This window comes from Agromyces seonyuensis (assembly GCF_009789225.1).
Lineage (GTDB): Bacteria > Actinomycetota > Actinomycetes > Actinomycetales > Microbacteriaceae > Agromyces > Agromyces seonyuensis.
The window spans coordinates 1-18,886 of record NZ_WSTA01000028.1 but is presented as its reverse complement, the minus strand read 5'-3'; the positions used below and the strand labels follow the sequence as shown (position 1 = coordinate 18,886).

General features: G+C 72.2%; 19 protein-coding genes and 1 pseudogene. 14 read left to right on the top strand and 6 right to left on the bottom strand.

From position 1 onward, the window contains the following. The 5 genes from GB864_RS08090 to GB864_RS08075 all read left to right on the top strand — a co-directional run bounded on the left by GB864_RS08090 (position 1) and on the right by GB864_RS08075 (position 3,358). Positions 1-1,095, top strand: coding sequence for an NAD(P)-binding domain-containing protein (locus tag GB864_RS08090; protein ID WP_236778982.1), 1,095 nt, complete (start codon positions 1-3; stop codon positions 1,093-1,095). Between the two features lie 89 nt (positions 1,096-1,184). Continuing rightward, positions 1,185-1,430, top strand: coding sequence for a hypothetical protein (locus GB864_RS18450; RefSeq protein WP_236778981.1), 246 nt, complete (start codon positions 1,185-1,187; stop codon positions 1,428-1,430). Further along, a complete protein-coding gene (locus tag GB864_RS08085; RefSeq protein ID WP_160423888.1) occupies positions 1,427-1,939 on the top strand; it encodes a GNAT family N-acetyltransferase in 513 nt (170 codons plus the stop codon). The genes GB864_RS18450 and GB864_RS08085 overlap by 4 nt, the downstream gene beginning before the upstream one ends. A 24-nt stretch (positions 1,940-1,963) precedes the next feature. Further along, the gene (locus GB864_RS08080) at positions 1,964-2,836 is read left to right on the top strand and encodes a metalloregulator ArsR/SmtB family transcription factor (protein ID WP_160423886.1); all 873 of its coding nucleotides are present in this window, start codon (positions 1,964-1,966) and stop codon (positions 2,834-2,836) included. A 78-nt stretch (positions 2,837-2,914) separates the two neighbouring features. Continuing rightward, positions 2,915-3,358, top strand: coding sequence for an arsenate reductase ArsC (locus tag GB864_RS08075; protein ID WP_160423884.1), 444 nt, complete (start codon positions 2,915-2,917; stop codon positions 3,356-3,358). On the opposite strand, the gene GB864_RS08070 is transcribed toward GB864_RS08075, so the two are convergent. Beyond that, a complete protein-coding gene (locus GB864_RS08070) occupies positions 3,355-3,669 on the bottom strand; it encodes a hypothetical protein (protein ID WP_236778980.1) in 315 nt (104 codons plus the stop codon). The genes GB864_RS08075 and GB864_RS08070 overlap by 4 nt on opposite strands. 204 nt (positions 3,670-3,873) lie before the next feature. Here GB864_RS08070 and GB864_RS08065 point away from each other — a divergent pair, with 204 nt between their 5' ends. After that, the gene (locus tag GB864_RS08065; protein WP_236778979.1) at positions 3,874-4,233 is read left to right on the top strand and encodes a nuclear transport factor 2 family protein; all 360 of its coding nucleotides are present in this window, start codon (positions 3,874-3,876) and stop codon (positions 4,231-4,233) included. A gap of 81 nt (positions 4,234-4,314) precedes the next feature. On the opposite strand, the gene GB864_RS08060 is transcribed toward GB864_RS08065, so the two are convergent. Genes GB864_RS08060 through GB864_RS08050 form a run of 3 tightly spaced genes read right to left on the bottom strand, consistent with a single transcriptional unit; the run spans position 4,315 to position 7,555 of the window. Then, the gene (locus GB864_RS08060) at positions 4,315-6,036 is read right to left on the bottom strand and encodes an FAD-binding oxidoreductase (RefSeq protein WP_160423880.1); all 1,722 of its coding nucleotides are present in this window, start codon (positions 6,034-6,036) and stop codon (positions 4,315-4,317) included. After that, on the bottom strand, positions 6,033-6,779 hold the full coding sequence (locus GB864_RS08055) for a lysophospholipid acyltransferase family protein (protein ID WP_160423878.1): 747 nt from the start codon (positions 6,777-6,779) through the stop codon (positions 6,033-6,035). Before GB864_RS08055 ends, GB864_RS08060 begins: the two co-directional genes overlap by 4 nt. Further along, positions 6,776-7,555, bottom strand: a complete 780-nt coding sequence (locus GB864_RS08050) for an SDR family NAD(P)-dependent oxidoreductase (protein WP_160423876.1) — start codon at positions 7,553-7,555, stop codon at positions 6,776-6,778. Before GB864_RS08050 ends, GB864_RS08055 begins: the two co-directional genes overlap by 4 nt. Positions 7,556-7,621: 66 nt before the next feature. Between GB864_RS08050 and GB864_RS18445 the strand changes: the two genes are divergently transcribed. The 3 genes from GB864_RS18445 to GB864_RS08035 are packed head-to-tail and all read left to right on the top strand — an operon-like array spanning position 7,622 to position 11,536. Then, positions 7,622-8,446 (top strand): hypothetical protein, encoded by an 825-nt coding sequence (locus GB864_RS18445; protein ID WP_160423874.1) that lies wholly within the window; start codon positions 7,622-7,624, stop codon positions 8,444-8,446. Further along, positions 8,443-10,737, top strand: a complete 2,295-nt coding sequence (locus tag GB864_RS08040; protein WP_160423872.1) for an SDR family oxidoreductase — start codon at positions 8,443-8,445, stop codon at positions 10,735-10,737. The genes GB864_RS18445 and GB864_RS08040 overlap by 4 nt, the downstream gene beginning before the upstream one ends. A 4-nt stretch (positions 10,738-10,741) precedes the next feature. Next, on the top strand, positions 10,742-11,536 hold the full coding sequence (locus GB864_RS08035) for a ferritin family protein (protein WP_160423870.1): 795 nt from the start codon (positions 10,742-10,744) through the stop codon (positions 11,534-11,536). Between the two features lie 32 nt (positions 11,537-11,568). Here the strand turns inward: GB864_RS08035 and GB864_RS08030 are convergent, their stop codons facing one another. After that, complete coding sequence (locus GB864_RS08030) at positions 11,569-12,789, bottom strand: MFS transporter (RefSeq protein ID WP_160423868.1); 1,221 nt, start codon at positions 12,787-12,789, stop codon at positions 11,569-11,571. Positions 12,790-12,844: 55 nt separating this feature from the next. On the opposite strand from GB864_RS08030, the gene GB864_RS08025 reads away from it, so the two are divergent. Next, positions 12,845-13,516 (top strand): FadR/GntR family transcriptional regulator, encoded by a 672-nt coding sequence (locus GB864_RS08025; RefSeq protein ID WP_160423866.1) that lies wholly within the window; start codon positions 12,845-12,847, stop codon positions 13,514-13,516. Here GB864_RS08025 and GB864_RS08020 read toward each other — a convergent pair. Next, positions 13,513-14,109, bottom strand: a complete 597-nt coding sequence (locus tag GB864_RS08020; protein WP_160423864.1) for a TetR/AcrR family transcriptional regulator — start codon at positions 14,107-14,109, stop codon at positions 13,513-13,515. The two genes, GB864_RS08025 and GB864_RS08020, sit on opposite strands and share 4 nt — an antisense overlap. A gap of 67 nt (positions 14,110-14,176) precedes the next feature. Between GB864_RS08020 and GB864_RS08015 the strand changes: the two genes are divergently transcribed. The 4 genes and pseudogenes from GB864_RS08015 to GB864_RS08000 form a co-directional block, all read left to right on the top strand. After that, positions 14,177-15,673 (top strand): MFS transporter, encoded by a 1,497-nt coding sequence (locus GB864_RS08015; protein ID WP_202107069.1) that lies wholly within the window; start codon positions 14,177-14,179, stop codon positions 15,671-15,673. A 180-nt stretch (positions 15,674-15,853) separates the two neighbouring features. Continuing rightward, a complete protein-coding gene (locus GB864_RS08010) occupies positions 15,854-17,272 on the top strand; it encodes an FAD-dependent oxidoreductase (protein ID WP_160423862.1) in 1,419 nt (472 codons plus the stop codon). Between the two features lie 50 nt (positions 17,273-17,322). Continuing rightward, complete coding sequence (locus tag GB864_RS08005) at positions 17,323-17,883, top strand: DUF6328 family protein (RefSeq protein ID WP_236778978.1); 561 nt, start codon at positions 17,323-17,325, stop codon at positions 17,881-17,883. Between the two features lie 54 nt (positions 17,884-17,937). Beyond that, positions 17,938-18,886: pseudogene (locus tag GB864_RS08000) on the top strand (hypothetical protein); the annotation flags it as partial.

The window sequence follows — 18,886 nt, the reverse complement described above, 5'->3', positions numbered from 1 at the left end:
ATGCTCGCCCCATCGAAGTTCTTCACTACGGAGGTCATGGTGACGCTGTCGGATCCCACTCCGCGGGTACCGGTCTCGGATCGGCTCGCGACGCTGCCGGTCGTGATCATCGGTGCCGGTCCGATCGGTCTGGCCGCCGCCGCGAACTTCGCCGAGCGCGGCATCGACTTCACGATCCTCGAGGCCGGCCACGACGTCGCCGACAGCGTGCGATCCTGGGGTCACACGCGCCTGTTCTCCACGTGGAAGCACCTGGTCGATCCCGCCTCGGTGCGCCTGCTCCAGGCAGCCGACCCGGCTTGGTCGGTGCCCGCGCCCGAACGGGCCCCGTCCGGCGCCGAGCTGGTCGAGGCGTACCTGCTGCCCCTGTCGCGGCTGACCGTGATCGCCTCGCGCACCCGCATGCGCACCGAGGCGATCGCGGTCAGCCGCGTGGGGATGGACCGCACCCGCTCGGCGAACCGAGCCGTGACGCCGTTCCTCGTGCGCATCCGCACGGCCGACGGCATCGAGGAGCTCGAGGCGCGGGCCGTCATCGACGCGTCCGGCACCTACCGCACCCCGAACTCCCTGTCCTCCTCCGGTCTGTCGCTGCTCGGTCTCGAGGAGATCGCCGACCTCGTGCAGCCGGCTCTTCCGGACGTGCTCGGCCGCGATCGCGACCTCTTCGCCGGCAAGCACACGACGGTCGTCGGCGCCGGCCACTCGGCCGCGAACACCCTCCTCGGCCTCGTGCAGCTGGCGCGGGAGGTGCCCGGCACCCGGGTGACGTGGCTCATCCGCAACCGCTCGGCCGTGCGCGTCTCGTCGTCGCCCGATGATGAACTCGAGGGCCGTTCGGCGCTCGGCGGTCGCGTCGACGCCGCGGTGCGCCGCGGCGAGGTCGCCCTCGTCGACCGGTTCGAGATCCTCCGCGCCCGCCGCAGCGGTGCCGCCGCGGTCGAGCTCGTGGGGCAGCGCGGCGGCGAGCTCGTCACCCACGAGAGCGACCTCGTCGTGAACGCGACCGGGTTCCGCCCCGACCTCGACGTGCTCCGCGAGATCCGCCTGGACCTCGACGAGATCGTGCAAGCCCCCGACGGCTCGCCCCGCTGATCGACCCGAATCTGCATTCCTGCGGCACCGTCGAGCCGCACGGCTTCGCCGAGCTGGCGCATCCCGAGCCCGGCTTCTTCATCGTCGGTATGAAGTCGTACGGGCGCGCCCCGACGTTCCTGCTCGCGACCGGTTACGAGCAGGTGCGCTCGGTGAGCGCGTGGCTCGCCGGCGATCTGCAGGCGGCGGCGAACGTGGGGCTCGTACTGCCGGCGACCGGCGTGTGCTCGACGGACCTCGGCGACGCAGCCGACAGCTGTTGCGGCCCGGTGGCGGTGAGCGAGTCGGCGCCGGAGGCGAACGCATCGGCGGCGGCATCGAGCTGCGGCGGATGACCATCGCGATCCGGCCGTTGACGGCCGCGGACTGGCCCGCGGTGGCGGAAATCTTCCGGCACGGCATCGACGACGGCGAGGCGACCTTCGAGGTCGCCCCGCCGACGTGGGACGCGTTCGACGCCGGCAAGATCGATGCACCCCGGTTGGTCGCGGACGACGGCGATCGGGTGCTCGGCTGGGCGGCGGCTTCCCCCGTGTCCGGACGGCCGGCGTACCGCGGCGTGATCGAGCATTCGGTCTACGTCCACCGCGACGCTCGCGGCCGCGGGGTCGGCAAGCTCCTGCTCGAAGCCTTCGTCGCCGGCGCCGACGCGGCGGGGTACTGGACGATCCAGTCCTCGATCTTCCCGGAGAACACCGCGTCGCTTCGCCTGCACGAGCAGTGCGGATTCCGGCCGATCGGTCGACGGGAACGAATCGGCAAGTCGCTGCTCGGCCCGAATGCCGGAACGTGGCGGGACACGATCCTCATCGAACGACGCAGTCGGGTCAACGGCCTGGAATAGGTCGCGGCGGATAGACTTCGGTCTATGGATGCAGTGGTGGTGCCGCCGATCGCCGTGCTGGCCGACCCGACTCGGGCGCGCATCCTCCGCCTGATCCGGGATGCCGACGAGGGACGCGCGCAGGTCGGTCGCCTCGCCGAAGCGCTCGGGCTGCGCCAGCCCACAGTCAGCCACCACATGAAGGCATTGCTGGCCGACGGCTTCGTCGCCCGGCAGCCCGAGGGCCGGGTGGTCTGGTACTCGATCGCGCCGGACCGGTACGACCGCGTCGCCGCGCTGCTCGGCGGGCCGGCGGCGGAGGTGGAGCCCGACCTCGAGCGGATCACGGCCGACCTGTCGGTGCGCTTCCGGGGTGTCTTCGGCGCCGAGACCATCGCCGCCTACGTCGCCGAGAGCCGCGACCTGCTCGCCGAACGCGGTGCGCCGCTGCTGGCATCCCGCACGGCGGCGTTCGCGGCCGGCCGGCTCGAGTCGGTCGCGCGCACGGGCGGCGAACCGGCGGCAGTGCCCGGGGTGCTCTTCGTCTGCGTGCAGAACGCCGGCCGTTCGCAGTTGGCCGCGGCGATCCTGAAGCAGTTGGCCGGCGAGCGCGTCGTAGTGCGCACCGCCGGGTCCGAGCCCGGCACGGAGGTGCGCGGTGAGATCGTGCGCGCGCTCGACGAGATCGGAGTGGGCATCGGCGGCGAGTTCCCCAAACCCCTCACCGTCGACGCCGTGCGGGCAGCGGACGTCGTCGTCACGATGGGCTGCGGGGATGCCTGCCCGATCTATTCGGGCCGACGCTACCTGGACTGGGACCTCGAGGACCCCGTCGGCAAGCCGCCGTCGGCAGTGCGGGCGATCCGCGATGACATCGACCGCCGAGTCCGGGAGCTGATCGCCGAGCTCGGCATCTGAGGCCGGCTGGGGAGCCGTTCCGTCACCGCTCGCATAGATGGGGGCCTATGCTTTCCGGGGAGAGAGAGGAACCCGCTCATGAGCGAGAAGCCCACCGTCCTGTTCGTGTGCGTCCACAACGCCGGCCGTTCGCAGATGGCCGCCGGCTACCTGCAGGCACTCGCCGGCGATCGCGTGCAGGTGCTGTCCGCGGGATCCGAGCCGAAGGACCGGATCAACCCGGTCGCCGTCGCCGCGATGGCCGAGGACGGCATCGACATCGCCGGCAACGCCCCGAAGGTCCTCACCGTGGAAGCCGTCGCGGAGTCCGACGTCGTGATCACGATGGGCTGCGGTGACGCGTGTCCGATCTTCCCCGGCAAGCGTTACGAGGACTGGCAGCTCGACGACCCGGCCGGGCAGACCATCGACGCGGTTCGTCCGATCCGCGACGACATCAAGGCCCGCATCCTGACCCTGATCGGCGAACTCGTCCCGGAGGCGGGCGCCGCGACCCCGGCCGCGCTGGAATCTGGCCGCTAGGATTCGCGGCCCGGCAGGCGGCCGCGGGCGAAGGTGTGCGCCTCGTTGGCGAGCTCGTTCCAGTCCGAGGTGTCGTCGATCGACACCCAGTGCGCGCCGTCGGGGGCGTCGCCGGCAGCCGGTTTCGCGATGTCGCGGTCGATCAGGTCGACCGCGCGGGACTCCGGCAGCAGCACGACCAGTGCGGTGCCGTCGAGGTGGGCGAAGGCCCGTTCGCCGACGACGAGCGAACTGTCCCGGCGGTCGACGTCGAGGTCGGGGTCGGCCCGGAGCAGGTCGGCGAGGAGGTCGAATTGTTCGGCAGCGCTCATGGTCATCCATTCCCGGTTCGTGATGCGGAAGGCGGCGGGGCGGCACCGGTGATCGCGCTCGGTACGACCCCGGCGACGAGATCGTCGTCCCGCCAGCGGTACCAGGCGAACGTACTGCGGTACGCGCGGACTCGCACTCGTTGACCGGGCCGACGGGGCGGGTTACGTTGGCCGGGCTGTCATCGAGTCGAAACGGGGTGCGACATGGCCGATGCCGTGGTCGAGGGATTGATGCGCACGAACCTGCTGGAGGTGTTCGGCGAGCGGGATGCCGGGCGTCGTCGGGAGGCGATCGAGCGCACGTACACCGACGACGTCGTGTTCGTCGACCCGGAGGGGGAGACGGTCGGTCGGGCTGCGCTCGACGCGAAGGTCCGCGGCCTGCTCGACGGTGCTCCGGGGCTGGTGTTCCGGCCCGACGGCGAGCCCCGAGTCGTCCGGGAACTCGGATACCTCGCCTGGACCCTCGGTCCCGACGGCGGCGAACCGGTCGCCCGGGGCGTGGACCTCGGCTTCGTCCGAGACGGCAGGCTCGAGAAGGTGTACACGGTCCTGTTCGACTGATCGGGGCGTCGGCGAACCGCCGACCCGCTCGTCCGTCGTCTCCGACGGGCGATCGACGACCGGGGGCGGACCGCGTCGGTTCTAGCCGAGGATCTTCCCCGGGTTGAAGTTGCCGCCCGGGTCGGCCGCCGTGAAGAGCGAGCGCATGAGCGCGACGCCCTCGCTCGAGATGTCCTCCTCGAGCCACGGCGAGTGCTCGAGACCGACGCCGTGGTGGTGGGAGATCGTGCCGCCGTGGTCGATGAACGCCTGCTGGATCGCGCCCTTGACGACGTCGTACTCGCCGATGGGGTCGTCGCCGAAGACGAACGCGAACGTGAAGTAGAGGCACGCGCCCGAGTGGTACGAGTGCGAGAGATGGCACATGACCCACCCCTTCGTGCCGATCCGCTCGTAGGCGGCCTCGGCCGCGGCGACGACGCCGTCGTAGACGCCCGCGAGTTTCGACCACGGTGCGGCCGTCTCCGAGACGTCGCCGGCGGCGCCGTGATCGAGCAGGAAGTCGCGGAGGTAGGGCGTGTCGAACTTCTTCTGGTCGTAGAGCACGCCGGGGCCGGTGCCGACGCCCATGCCGCCGTGCTGCTTGACGATCGCGTCGACGAGGCGCTTCTGGCGCTTGACGTGCTCGGCGCCGCCTTCGAAGCCGATGAAGGAGAGGCAGATCCGTTCGAGGTCCCAGCCTTTCGACTTCATGATCGTCGGCAGCGCCGTGCCGCTCAGGAACTTCGAGAGGCCGTGGCTCTCCTTGCTCGTGGCGAGCGAGAAGCCCGTCTCGCGGGCATCCGAGACGCGAGTGACCGACAGTGCGGCGTCGCTCTCCGAGATCGCCCGCATGGCGGCGAGGCCGGCGGCCCAGTCCGGGAAGAAGTAGGCGTTGATGCGGCGCTGCTCGGGACGTCGGTGCACCTGCACGGTCGCCTCGGTGATGACGCCGAGCCGGCCCTCGCTGCCGACGATCATCTCGCGCACGCTCGGGCCCGTCGACGCGCTCGGGATCGCCGGGATGTCGACGACGCCGCCCGCGCGCACGACGCGCAGGCCCCGCACGATCTGGGCGATGTCGCCGTACTTGTCGGACTGCATGCCCGAGGAACGGGTCGCGATCCAGCCGCCGAGCGTCGAGTGCGTGAAGCTGTCGGGGAAGTGCCCGATGGTCCAGCCCCGTTCGTTCAGCTGCGCCTCGAGGTCGGGGCCGAGCGCGCCGGCCTGGATGCGGGCGAGGCCGGAGTCCTCGTCGAGGTCGAGCACGCGGCGCAGGCGGCCGACGTCGAGCGAGACGACGGGGCGGGTCTCGCCGGGCAGGGCCTCGAGGCTGCCGGCGATGTTGCTGCCGCCGCCGAATGGGATGAGCACGGCGTCGGCCTCGACGGCCGCGCGGACGACGGCGCCGACCTCGGCCTCGTCGGCGGGGTAGACGACGACGTCGGGCGTTCGTTCGATCGCGTTCGCGCGGATGCGGACGAGGTCGCGCAGGCTCTTGCCGTAGGCGTGGACGACGCGGTCGAGGTCGTCGGTCGCGACGTTGCCGTCGCCGACCGCGGCGCGCAGGGCGTCCAGCAATTCCGGCGTCGCGACGCTCGGCGCGACGTCGAGCCCGTCGAACGAGGGCGCCTCGGCCTTCGTCGCGGTGCCGAGGTCGAGCCCGACGGCCTGGAGCACGAACGGGGCGAAGGCCGGCTTGTCCTCGTGATGGAAGCCGACGCCCTCGACGCCCCAGCCCCACCACTTCATGTGGGGGACCTCGGCGGCGGGGCGGCCCGGGCCGCTCGTCGCGTCCGTGTTCGGCACGTCGGTCAGTGTCATGCGATCGCTCCGTGTTCTGTGTCGTTCCGGTGCACTTGTCCGGTGTGGGTGGCCTGCATGCCCGCGATCGTGGATCGGAGCCGCGCGGCGAAGTCGTTCGCGGACTCCCCGGCCCGCGGGGCCAGCGGGGCGCCGAAGACGACCGTGACGGGCAGGCGCCCGCGCTTGGGCCAGTTCGAGCCGCGGGGATGCGCGATGTCGGTGCCGACGAGGGCCACGGGCAGGCACACGGCGCCAGCGGCGAGGGCCAGGCGGGCGGCACCGGGTTTGAACGAGCGGATGCGGCCGTCCGGGGAGCGGGTGCCCTCGGGGAAGATCAGGAGCGGCACGTTGCGCTCGAGGAGCGCCCGGGCGGTCACGCCCCGCGGGTTGACGCCCGTGCGATCGACGGGGAACGCGTTGAAGAAGAGCGACGTGAGCCCGCGGCGCCACCAGACGTCGAAGAAGTAGTCGGCGGCGGCGCCGGCGGCGAGGTAGCGGGCGCTGCGCCGCGGGAGTGCGCCGATGATGAGCGGCGCGTCGAGGTGGCTCGCGTGGTTGGCGACGACGATGACCTGCGGCGGGAGGTCCCGCGCGTGGTGCTCGCCGATCACCTGGACGCGGACGAGGGACCAGACGGTCGGTTTCAGGATGCCGCGCTGGGCGATGAACCGCGAGGCGGCCCGCGCTTTCGACGTGAACCGACGCAGCAGGCGCTCGGTCCTCCGCGGGTCCCGGAACTCCGACACGTTGGGATCCGTCATACTCGGGCCTCCGATCGCGACCGGTTGATCGTCCTGGCGATGCGTCGCACCACGCTGCGCGGCAGCAGCCGCACCAGTGCGGCGATGACCTTGTAGCGGGCCGACGGGATCGACATCACTCTGCCCGCATCCACGTCGTGGAGGCAATGCTCGACCAGATCGTGCGGATCGAGCCAGAGACTCTCCGGGATCGAGCTCTTCCGGATGTCGGCGCGGTCGTGGAACTCGGTGTGCACCCAGCCGGGCATGAGCGCGGTGACGGTGACGCCGGTGCCGTGCAGTTCGTTCGCGAGGCTCTCGCTGAACACGGCGGCCCACGACTTGATCGCCGCGTACTGGCCCATCGGCAGGAGCCCGGCGACGCTCGCGACGTTGATGATGCTGCCCGAGCCGCGCTCCCGCATGCCGGGGACGGCGGCGGCGGCGAGCACGTAGAGTGCGCGGATCATGACTTCGATGGCGGCGTCGTGCTCGGCGACGTCCGGGTCGGCGAGTTTGGTGCGCAGCCCATGGCCGGCGTTGTTGACGAGCACGTCGATCGGTTCGTCCCGCGTGCGCAGCAGGTCGGCGATCCGGTCCGTCTCGGACCGCACACCGAGATCGGCGACCTCGATCTGCACCTTCCGACCGGTCACTTCGGCGATCCGTTTCGCCGATTCCGCCAATCGGTCCGGGTTTCGCGCCACGATGATGAGATCGAAACCGCGCCGGGCGAGTGCGGACGCGAACGCTGCGCCGATTCCCGAGGTGCCGCCGGTGACCAATGCGATGGGCATGGGGGCTATGGTAGCCAGAAAAACAGAACGGGCATTCTTTTTTCTTCGAGGACAGGAGACGCACGGGTGACGGCAGCTGGATCGACCTCCGAACGCTCCGAACCGGATGACCGGTTCGACGTGCGGGCCTTCGCGAGGGCCGCACGGGGCAGCCACCGCGACGAGCTCGACCTCGATGCCGTCGCCGGGGCGGGGTTGTCGGGGGAGGCACGGCGACTGCTCGGCGTGCTCGCGGAGCTCGAAGGCGCGACCCTGCATCGTCTGCGCAATCTGCTCGTCACGGCGACGCACAAGGACGCGCGGGTCACGGCGTTCCTGACGACCTGGGCCTACGAGCGCTTCTGGGTCGCGGACGCGTTCACCGCGGTCCGCGACGCGGCCGGCACCGATACCGCCCCCGCCGTTCCTGCCGAACGGGCGCGACGCTCCGCGAACCGCTTCGAGCGCCGCGGGCCGATCCGTCGCGCCGTGGCCGGGATGCTCGACGGCACCGAGCTCGTCGCGGCGCACCTGGCGACCGGGCTCGTCGACAGCTGGGTGCTCGAGGCCGCGTATCGCCGCCTCGCCGAGGCCGATCCGGTGCTCGAACCGCTCGCGGAGATCGCCCGCTCGGTGAACGCCGGGCACGAGCCCTTCTTCCGCGAGGAGACGCTGCGCCGACTCGGCCGCTCGCCGCGTGCCGTCCGGCTGACGCGCCGGGAGCTGCGGCGCATGGACTGGCCCGTCGGGGCGGCCGAGCTCGCCGCAGAGGACCGCCGATTCCTGCTCGCGACGGTCTTCGGCACGCCGGCCGGCCGCGCGGACGCCCGGCTCCTGGGAGCCCGTGCCGCCGCCCTGCCGGGCGTGGGGGATCAGGTCGGCGCCGCCGTCGAACGCAGGCTCCTCCCGTGAGCGGGCAAGGGGCGACGTCGCCCGCCGACCTCGGCGACGCCCACATCCTCATCACCGGCGCGACCGGCTTCGTCGGCCAGGCGGTGCTCGAGCGCATCCTCGCCGACCACCCCGGCACCCGCGTCTCGCTCCTCGTGCGGCCCAAGGGCAGCGTCCGCGGCAGCGATCGGCTCCGCACGCTGCTCCGCAAGCCCGTCTTCCGCACGTGGCGCGAGGCCGTCGGCGACGCGGGGGTCGAGGATGCCCTCGAACGGCGCATCCGGATCGTCGAAGGCGGCCTCGAGTCGGCCGTCGAACTGCCGGGCGACCTGGACGTCGTCATCCATTCGGCCTCCGCGGTCTCGTTCGACCCGCCGATCGACCACGCGTTCGCGACCAACGTCGGCGGCGCCGTCAACCTCTACGAGGCGCTCGTGGCGGCCGGCGGCGACCCCGTCGTCGTGCACGTCTCCACCTGCTACGTCGGTGGGCTCAGCAAGGGCCCGGCGCCCGAGGCGCGGCTCGAGCACGGCGTCGACTGGCGGCGCGAACTCGCCGCGGCCCGAGGCGCCCGCGACGGCGCCGAGCAGCGCTCCCGCGAGCCCGAGCGACTGCGCGCCTTCCTCGCCGACGCGCGCCGGACCCACGGCAAGCAGGGGCCGCAGGCCGTCGCCCAGGTGTGCGAGGAGGCCCGGGCCGCCTGGGTCGCCGCCGATCTCGTGGATGCCGGGCGCGTTCGCGCCGAGAGCCTCGGGTGGACCGACGTGTACACGCTCACGAAGGCGCTCGCCGAGCGTGCGGCGGAAGAGCTGTGGGGGGCGAGCGGGCACCGGCTCTCGGTCGTGCGGCCGGCGATCATCGAGAGCGCCCTCGCGCATCCCTACCCCGGCTGGATCGACGGCTTCAAGGTCGCCGACCCGCTCATCCTCGCCTACGGGCGCGGCCAGCTCCCCGAGTTCCCGGGCGTGCCCGACTCGGTGCTCGACCTGATCCCCGTCGACCACGTCGTCAACGCGATCCTCGCGGCGGCGGCCCGACCCGCCGAACCCGGCGAGCCGATCTATTACCAGGTCGCCTCGGGCGCCAGCAATCCGCTGCCCTTCCACCGGATGTTCGAGAATGTGCAGCGCTTCTTCACGGAGCATCCGATGCCCGCCGGGGAGGACGGACACATCCGGGTGCCGGAGTGGCGCTTCCCCGGCGGCCGCGCCGTCGAGCGCTCCCTCGAGCGCAAGACGCGCATGGTCGAGCGGCGCGAGCGGCTGCTCGAACGCTTCCCGACCACACCACGCCGGCGCGCCGCGTTGGCCCGGCTGCGGTCCGCGCGCAGCGACCTCGAGACGCTGCGGGACTTCACCCTGCTCTACCGGGCCTACGTGCAGGCCGAGATCGTCTTCGAGGACACGAACACGCGAGCCCTCCACGCCTCGATCCCCGAGGAACTGCGGGCCGACCGGGGCTTCGACGTCACGGCGATCGACTGGGAGGACTACCTCCAGCGCGTCCACATCCCGGCGATCACCGAACTGACTCGCGCGTTCTCCCGTCGCGGCGGCGCGACCGGGAGGGCCTCCGCGCTCGCGCTGCCCGAGCGCACCGACGTCGTGGCCGTCTTCGACCTCGAGGGCACCGTCGTCGACCTCAATCTCGTGGGCCAGTACCTGCGGGTGCGCGCCGCCGGGTTCGGCTGGACGGCCTGGCCCGTCGCCCTCGCGCGCGTCGTCGGCCGGCTGCCGGCGTACCTCCACGCCGAACGGCGCGACCGCAGCGAGTTCATCCGGCTCTTCCTGCGCAACTACGCGGGCATCACGAGGCGTCGTCTCGAACGGATCGTGGCGGGCGGGTACACCGAGACGGTGCGCCGCCGCACGGACCGCTCGGCGCTCGAGCGCATCCGGTCGCACCGCGAGGCCGGCCACCGCGTCGTGCTCGTCACCGGCTCCATCGGCCTGCTCGCGGAACCGCTCGTCGGACTCTTCGACGAGGTCGTGGCGAGCGAGATGCACGAACGCGACGGCACGCTCACCGGCTACCTCGAACGACCGCCGATCGTCGGCGAGGCGCGGGCGGCCTGGCTGCGCGCCTACGCGGAGCGCAACGGGCTCGACCTCGCGGGCTCCTACGGCTACGGCGACAGCCACTCCGACGTCGGGTGGCTCGAGCTCGTCGGGCATCCGCACGCCGTCAACCCCGACGCCGCGCTCGCGCGGGAGGCGGTCCGGCGGCGCTGGCCGGTGGACGAGTGGAAGCGCGGATCCGGTGCCGGGCAGGTCGCCCGGGCTGTCGGCAGCACCTCGATCAGGGAAGGATGACCCCGTGGCATTCGATATCGACCAGTACACGAACAACTCCGTCGGAGTGACCTGGACCGACCTCGACTTCAGCGTGTTCGAGACCGACCCGCTGCCGGAGTCGAGCCTGCGCACGCTCCGGTACATGTGCGACATCGAGTACCACACCGTCTGCTACCTGCGCGATCTGCTCACGACCCCGTCGCACAACGAGCCCGAGGTCGGCGCGTTCATGACGATGTGGAACCGCGAGGAGTTCTGGCACGGCGAAGCGCTTGCCGCCGTGCTCGCGGTGCACGGCGTGACGGTCGACTTCGACGAGCTCAAGGCCACGCGGCTGAAGCTCGGCTGGAAGGACCGGCTCGACCCGATCAAGCAGTCCGTCATGGGCGGCCTCGTCGGCAACGACTTCGTCGCCGTGCACATGGCCTGGGGCGCGGCGAACGAGTGGTCGGCGAACGCCGCGTACCAGCGGATGGCCGTGCTCGAGGGCAACCCGGTGCTCGGCGAGCTGCTGCGACGCATCGCCCGGCAGGAGACCCGGCACGTGGCGTTCTACGCGTCGCAGGCCCGCGACCGGCTGAAGTCGAGCGCGAAGGCCCGCAAGATCGCGCGGTTCGCGCTCAGCCGCTTCTGGGGTCCCGTGGGCTCGGGCGTCATGGACGACTCGGAGGTCACGCACGTCATGAACCACCTGTTCGCGGGCTCCGAGGGTCGCAAGCTCGTGCGTGACATCGACTCGCACATCGCGAACCTGCCCGGCATGACGGGGCTCACCATCGTCGAGGACTCGCTGGAGGCGCGCGGCATCGCCGCGTGACGCCCGGGCCGCCGCTCCGGCCGGTCGTGCGCTCAGTCGCGGATCGCCTCGGCGTCGGCCTCGACGGAACTCGGGCGGGAGGCCACGATCCCGCCGTACAGGGTGATGCCGAGGGTGGCGATGAGCCCGACGTAGACGGGCATCCACGTGCCGGTGCCGGCCACGATCCAGCCGACGACGAGCGGGCCGATGCACGCGACGCCGTAGCCGACGCCCTGCATCGCTCCGGAGAGGAACGTCGCGCCCTCCGGCGTCGACGCGCGCCGGTGCACGAGCGTGAGGCACAGCGGGAAGGTGCTCACGCCGATGCCGAGCGCGGCCGCGGCCGCCCAGGCGAAGGCCGCCGCGTCGATCGCGAGCAGCGCGTAGCCGACGGCGAGGAGGGCCACGCACGCGATGACGATCGCGCGGGGGTTGGGCAGTCGGAGCGCGAGCGCAGGCACGACGAAGCCGGCGGCGATGCCGAAGGCCGAGAAGAAGGAGAGCAGGGCGGCGCCGGATGCCTCGCCGAGGCCGGCGTCGAGGGCGATGCCGGGCAGCCACGTCACGATCGTGTAGGTGTGGAACGCGGTCATGGAGAACAGCAGCACGAGGCCGCGCACGGTCGGCGTGCGCCAGTAGCGGCGCCGCGTCGCGCGATCGAGCGGCGCTCGGGCCGCGGTCGCGCCGGGTGCGCGCCCGCCGCCGGCGGTGCTCCAGAGGATCGCGGCGACGGCCAGCGGGACCGCCCAGATCGCGAGCGCCCAGCGCCAGCCGAAGGGCACCGCGACGGCCACCGCCACGATCGGCGCGAGCACCTGCCCGACCTGCAGGAGCACGGAGTAGGTCGTGCTGAGCGCGCCGAGCCGGTTCGGGAACCACTGCTTGATGAGCGGGATCGTGAGCACGTTCGCCATGCCGATGCCCGCGAAGAGCAGCACGGTCGAGGCGATGAGGGCCTCCGTCGTGGGGGAGAGCGCCCGGAGCACGGTGCCCGCGGTCGAGCCGGCGAGGGCGACCACCATGGCCCATTCGAGGCCGATCCGGCGCGCGAGCGCGGGGGAGAGCAGCCCGAAGACGGCGAAGGAGGCGGTCACGATCGTGCCGACGACGCCGATCACCGTCTCGCCGAAGCGGAGCTCGGCGCCGATCCGCTCGGCGAGCGGGCTGAAGCCGGTGACGCCGGTGCGGAGGCTGAAGGCCGTCAAAGCGATCGCCGCGACGAGCAGGGTCGCCCGGCCGATCGACGTCCGGGCGGCGGTGTCCGAGACCATTTGCACTCCAGTTCATCGGATGATGGGATGAATGGATCGAGCATAGAGGAGGATCATGCCGCGCGAATCGCTCGTGGATGCCGTCGTCGCCTACCTGCGCACCGAGATCGGCTCCGGCGCGTGGCCGATCGGGTCGCGCATCCCGAGCGACGCCGAACTCATGGCCGCCGCGGATGCCGGTCGCAACACCGTGCGCGAGGCGATCCAGGCGCTCGTCCAGGCCGGGATGCTGGTGCGCAAGCCGAGCAAGGGCACCTACGTCACGGCCGCGACGCCGCTCTCCGACCTGCTGGAGTCGACCGGTCGCCGCGACGTGCTCGAGCTGCGGCTCGCCGTCGACGCGACGGCGGCCGCCCTCGCGGCGATCCGGCGCACCGACGAGGATGCCGACGGTCTCCGCCGCCTGCTCGCGGCACGTGCGGCCGCGTTCGAGGCTGCCGACCTCGACGAGCGGGCACGGGCGGACACGGCGCTGCACGCCGAGATCGTGCGGATCAGCGGCAACTCGTTCTTCGCCGACATCTACGACTCCTCGGCGGGCGTGCTGCACGAGACCGTGCTCGACGACGTCCGGGACGAGGCGTCCCACCGCCACGACGACCACGCCGACCTCGTGGCGGCGATCGTCGCCGGCCGCCGCGACGACGCGTCGGCCGCGGTCACGCGCATCCTGGCCCCGCTCGTCTTCGGCGAGGCCGCCCGGGCCGGCGCGATCGTCCCCGACTAGGACGACGCCCGCGCCGGCGACGACGCCGCGTCGAGCTCGGCGAACGCCCGATCGAGGATGTCGGCGAGCGACGCGCGCTCGTTGCGCTGCCACTGCGACCAGCACTGATCGAGCACCGCCACGGCGGCCGAGGCCAGCATGGCGGCGGCGAACTCATCGGTGCCGCGCTCGACGAGCGCCGCGGCGAGGTCGTCGATCTGCGGCACGCGGGCGCGGCGGAGGCGGGCGCCGAGCTCGGGGGCGGACTGGATGAGACGCAACCGCGCGCGCTGGCGCTCGGGGGCCGATTCGGCGAGGGAGATGGCCGGGGCGAGTGCGATGCGCAGCAACTCCCACTGGGACGCGACGCGGGGCGGCTCGACCGCGCGGAGCGCATCGCCGAACTGGCGGTCCTCGCCCAGCATGACCGAGACGATGACGTCGTCTTTGGAGCCCAGGTAGCGGAAGAAGGAGGCGCGGGAGATGCCGAGGGCGCGGGCGAGTTCGTCGGCGGTCATCGCGTCGTACCCGTGCTCGACGATGAGCTCGAATGCGGCGTCCGTGAGCTCCGCACGCAGCATCGCGTGGGTGCGCTCGCGCAGGTCGGTCTTCATGGGTGTATCCTATCTGATACGCAGTCTCAGCGCGTACACTCCGTCGCAATCATGATGAGAGGTCTCCATGCAAGCAGCCGACTCCAAACCCTTCGTCTCCCCCTACTCGACGGCGCAGCAGAACGCCGTCGTCGCCATCCTCGCGTTCGCCGGCATGGGCTCCTCGTTCATGCAGACGATCCTCATGCCCATCCAGAGCTCCCTGCCGGCGCTGCTCGGCGCGCCCGCCGAAGACACCGCCTGGGTCATCACCGTGACGCTGCTGACCGCCGCGATCGGCGTGCCGATCGCCGGGAAGCTCGGCGACATGTTCGGCAAGAAGAAGATCGCGCTGGTCCTCCTCGGCATCCTCGTCGTCGGCTCGGTCGTCTGCGCGTTCGCGAACGCGCTCCCGCTCATGATCGTCGGCCGCGCGCTGCAGGGCGCCGGGATGGGCGTCATCCCGCTCGGCATCTCGATGCTGCGCGATGTCGTCGACCCCAAGCGCCTCGGCACCTCCATCGCCCTCGTCAGCGCGACGCTCGGCGTCGGCGGCGCGATCGGCCTGCCGATCAGCGCGATCGTCACCGAGCACTTCGACTGGCACATGCTCTTCGTCGTCGCCACCGTCATCGCGTCGGTCTCGTTCGTGCTCATCGCCCTGTTCGTGCCGAAGACCGGCAACGGCACCGGCGGGCGCGTCGACATCCTCGGCGCCGTCGGCCTCGCGATCGGCCTCGTCGGCGTGCTGCTCGCGATCTCCCGCGGCAACACCTGGGGCTGGGGCTCCGCACCCACGCTGATCAGCGCCGGCATCGGCCTCGTCGCCTTCGCCCTCTGGGGCTGGTACGAGCTGCGCACCAAGAACCCCCTCGTCGACCTGCGGGTCAGCGCCCGCCCCGCCGTGCTCACGACGAACCTCGCCGCCGTCGCGATGGGCTTCGCCCTGTTCTCCTCGAGCATCGCCTTCCCGCAGCTGCTCGAATTGCCCGAAGCCGCCGGCGGACTCGGCTTCGACCTGCTCACCGCGAGCCTGCTGCTCATGCCCTCCGGCCTGGCGATGCTCGTCATGTCGCCCATCGCGGGCCGCATCGAGCGCGCCGTCGGCCCCAAGCCGCTGCTCGTCGCCGGCGCGAGCGTCATCGCCGCGGCCTACCTCGCGTGCGTCTTCCTGCCGATGCACGGCTGGACGATCGCGATCGTGAACACCGTCATCGGGCTCGGCATCGGCCTCGGCTACGCGGCGATGCCCGCCCTCATCATGGGCGCCGTGCCCCGCAGCGAGACCGGCGCCGCCAACGGCCTGAACACCCTCATGCGCTCCTTCGGCACGACCGTGGCAGCGGCGCTCGTCGGCGCGATCCTGGCCGGCGCGACCGGCGGCGACCTCGCCGGCTCGTTCCGCATCGTGTTCGTGCTCGGCCTCGCCGCCGCGGCGATCTGCGCCGTCATCGGCGCATTCATCCCCAAGCCCCGCCTCGACGACGAACTCCACGACGTCGTCGACGAGGAGGCCCCGGCCGCCGTCCCGACCGGCACGGTCCCGACCGGCACCGGGTCGTTCGAGGCGGCGTCACGACACTGACGTCGCCGGACGACGGCGGGCCCTGCGCGTGAGCGCGGGGCCCGTCGTCGTGCGGGCGCTCTTCCCAAAGCCGCCGTGGGCACGGCATGATCGGCAGCACTGCACCGTCCGGAACACCAGGCCAGGAGCGAATCGCGTCCGAGCGATCGCCCGGCCGCCGATCGCTCCGAAAGGACGTCCATGCCCTCCGTCGAGATCCCGCACGCACCGGGCCTGTCGCGCCGCACCCTGCTCAAAGGCGGCGTCGCCCTGGGAGCGACGCTCACGGTCGCGGGCACGCTGTCCCAGGATCGGCGTGCCGTCGCCGCGACCCCGAACCTGCGGGTCGGCGTCATCGGCGGCGGCATGGCCGGGCTCGAGACGGCCTGGCTGCTCGACGGCACGCACAACGTGACGCTGCTCGAACAGGACGCCGTGCTCGGCGGCCACGCCCAGACGGTGAGCGTCGAGGTCGGCGGTGCGACGCGGCAGGTCGACGTCGGGGCCCAGTACTTCTCGCAGCAGACCTACCCGAACTTCTGGAAGCTCGTCACCTCGACCCTCGGGGTGCCGGTGGTCAAGGCGAACATGTCGATCGCGCTCTGGAACCACGGCGCGACCGCGCTGGAGTTCTTCTCGCCCGAACCCTTCGGCAACCTCACCAATGCGCTGTCGATGCTCGCGTTCACGAACGCCGTCCAGGCCGACTGGGCCGGGCTCGACCGCCGCGGCACCGGGTCCTGGGACGTCACGCTGCGCGACTACCTCGACTCGCGGCTCATCGCGAAGTCCTCGAAGGACCGCTTCCTCTACCCGTTCCTCGCCGCGCTCAACGGGGCGTCCACCGAGGAGAACAAGGCGGTCGCCGCACGCGGCGGCGTCGCGTTCCTCGCCCGGCCGACGACGATCATCAACTACCAGCCGTACCCGTACCACAACGTGCGGGACGGCCTGCGAGCGGTCGCCGACGCGATGCTCTCGCAGCTCACGACGACGGAGGTGCGCACCGGCACCGAGATCGTCGGACTGGCCAAGGCCGGCGCCGAGTTCGTCGCGACGGATGCCTCGGGGCGGCAGTACCGGTTCGACCAGGTCGTGCTCGCGCTCCCGCCCGTCCCCGCCAAGCGCCTCGTCGCCGGGCTCGGCAGCGGCGGCGCCAACATCGCGACGATCTACGAGCGGCAGCCGTACTTCCGCGCGACCACGGCCGTGCACACCGAGCCGACCTACCAGCACCCGAACCCGTCGAAGTGGGCCTCCTACAACGCCCGCAACGACGGCGAGTACTGCGAGGCATCGATGTGGTACGGCGCGATCCAGGACCAGGTCGCAGGCCTGCCGATCTTCAAGTCGTGGACGACGCACCGCCGCGAGGCGCCCGGCGGCGTGCTCGCAACCGCCGAGTACTGGCATCCGAACATCACGCCCGCCTTCATCGGGGCGCAGCGCTCGCTCGACGCGTTGCAGGGCCGTGACGGCATCTGGTTCGCCGGCACGCACACGTACGACGTCGACTCGCAGGAGAGCGCCCTCGTCTCCGCGTGCCGGGTCGCCCAGCGCCTCGCGCCGGATTCGACGCGGCTGCGCGCACTCGCGCCGAAGATCAAGCAGGTCTGGTAGCTCGCGGGAACGCGTTGCATCGCCCCGCGCGGGTGCGTCAGGCTGGCGGGATGGGACCCAGCGCCGAACCCGATGACCGCCCCGTGGAGACCCGAGCCGACGCCCGAGCCGACGACGCGGCCGAGGGCGACGCGCTGCCGGGCGACGGCCGCGACGAGACGCTCGTCGAGCGGGCGGACCGCAACTGGGGCGACATCCTGCAGGAGCTGCGCGCCGTGCAGACCGGCACGCAGATCATCACCGGGTTCCTGCTCGCCGTCGCCTTCCAGCCGGTCTTCCAGGAGCTCGAGGCCTACGAGGTCGGGCTCTACCTCGTGCTCGTCGTGCTGGCCGGGTGCGCGACGGTGCTCGGGCTCGCGCCGATCATCATGCACCGGCAGGTCTTCGGCCGGCAGCGCAAGGCCGAGCTCGTCCGAGCGGCGAACCGGATGCTCGTCGCGCTGCTCGTCGTCGTCTCCTTCCTCGCCGCGGGCGTCGTGAGCCTCGTCTTCGACGTCGCGGTCAGCCGCACCGCCGGATTCGTCGCACTCGGGACGTCGATCCTCGTCCTGCTCGTGTTCTGGACGGTCGTTCCCCGGCTCGGACGCCGGCGGTCCCGAACGGGGGTTTGACCGGCGGGCGCGCCTTCAGCACACTGAGCGCACCCGAGTTCTCCAGGAGTGCCGTTGCAGTCGTTCCGCCGTCCCCTCGTCGCGCTCGTCGCGACCGTCGTCCTCGTCGTCGTGCAGGCCCTGCTCGATCCGACCGGGCTGCTCGCCCTCGTCGGCTTCTCGGGCGCCCAGCCGGTGTTCGATCGCGGGCTCTGGCCGCTCGCGCCGTACGTCGTCTACGTGCCCGTCCTGCTCGCCGTCGTGTGGTGGGCGGCGCTGCGCGCGGGCGATCGGTACTGGACCCTCGTGCCCGGCGTCGTGCTCGCGGTGCTGATCGCGCAGGCGGCGACGGCGCTCGCCATGACGGGCGACGTCGCGAACGCCGCCTGGTCGGCCGGCTACGTCACGATCAAGGCCGTGCCCGCGGCGCTCCTCGTCGCCGCCGCCGCCCGGATCTTCGGGGGGCGGAGCGAGCGCAGCCGCCGTGAACCCGGCGCTGTGCTGCTGCCGTCGCTCGCGCTCGCGGCGATCGCGCCGCTCGTGGCCGGGCATTGGTGGACCGCGGTGCCCTTCGCGCCCGGTGTGCCGGTCGCCCGTCCCGGGAGCGGCATCCTCTCGGTGCTCGTCGCGATGGCGCTCATCGCCGCCGCGACGGCCCTCTGTCTGCGCTGGATGCGCGCCCGGGTGCCCGGTGTGCTCGGCGGCTGGCTCGCCGCGCTCGTGGCCGGCGCCCTCGTCGGCACCGTGCAGGCGGTCGTCGCGTTCGTCGTCGACGGCATGCCGAGCGCCGACCTCTGGCCGTTCATGGCCTGGTACGTCGCCGTCGCCGACGGGCTCTCGTTCGGCGCGAGCCTCGGCTGGGTCGTCGGCCTCGCCGCGGTGGCGGCCGATCGGCTCCCGGCGCTGGCGGCGCGTCGCGCCCCGGCGATCGGCGTCGCGGCCTTCGGCGTGCTCGCGCTCGTCGTCGGGGTGGCCGCCCCCGTCGCGGCCGACGAGAGCGGAGGAGCGCAGGGCCGAACTCCTG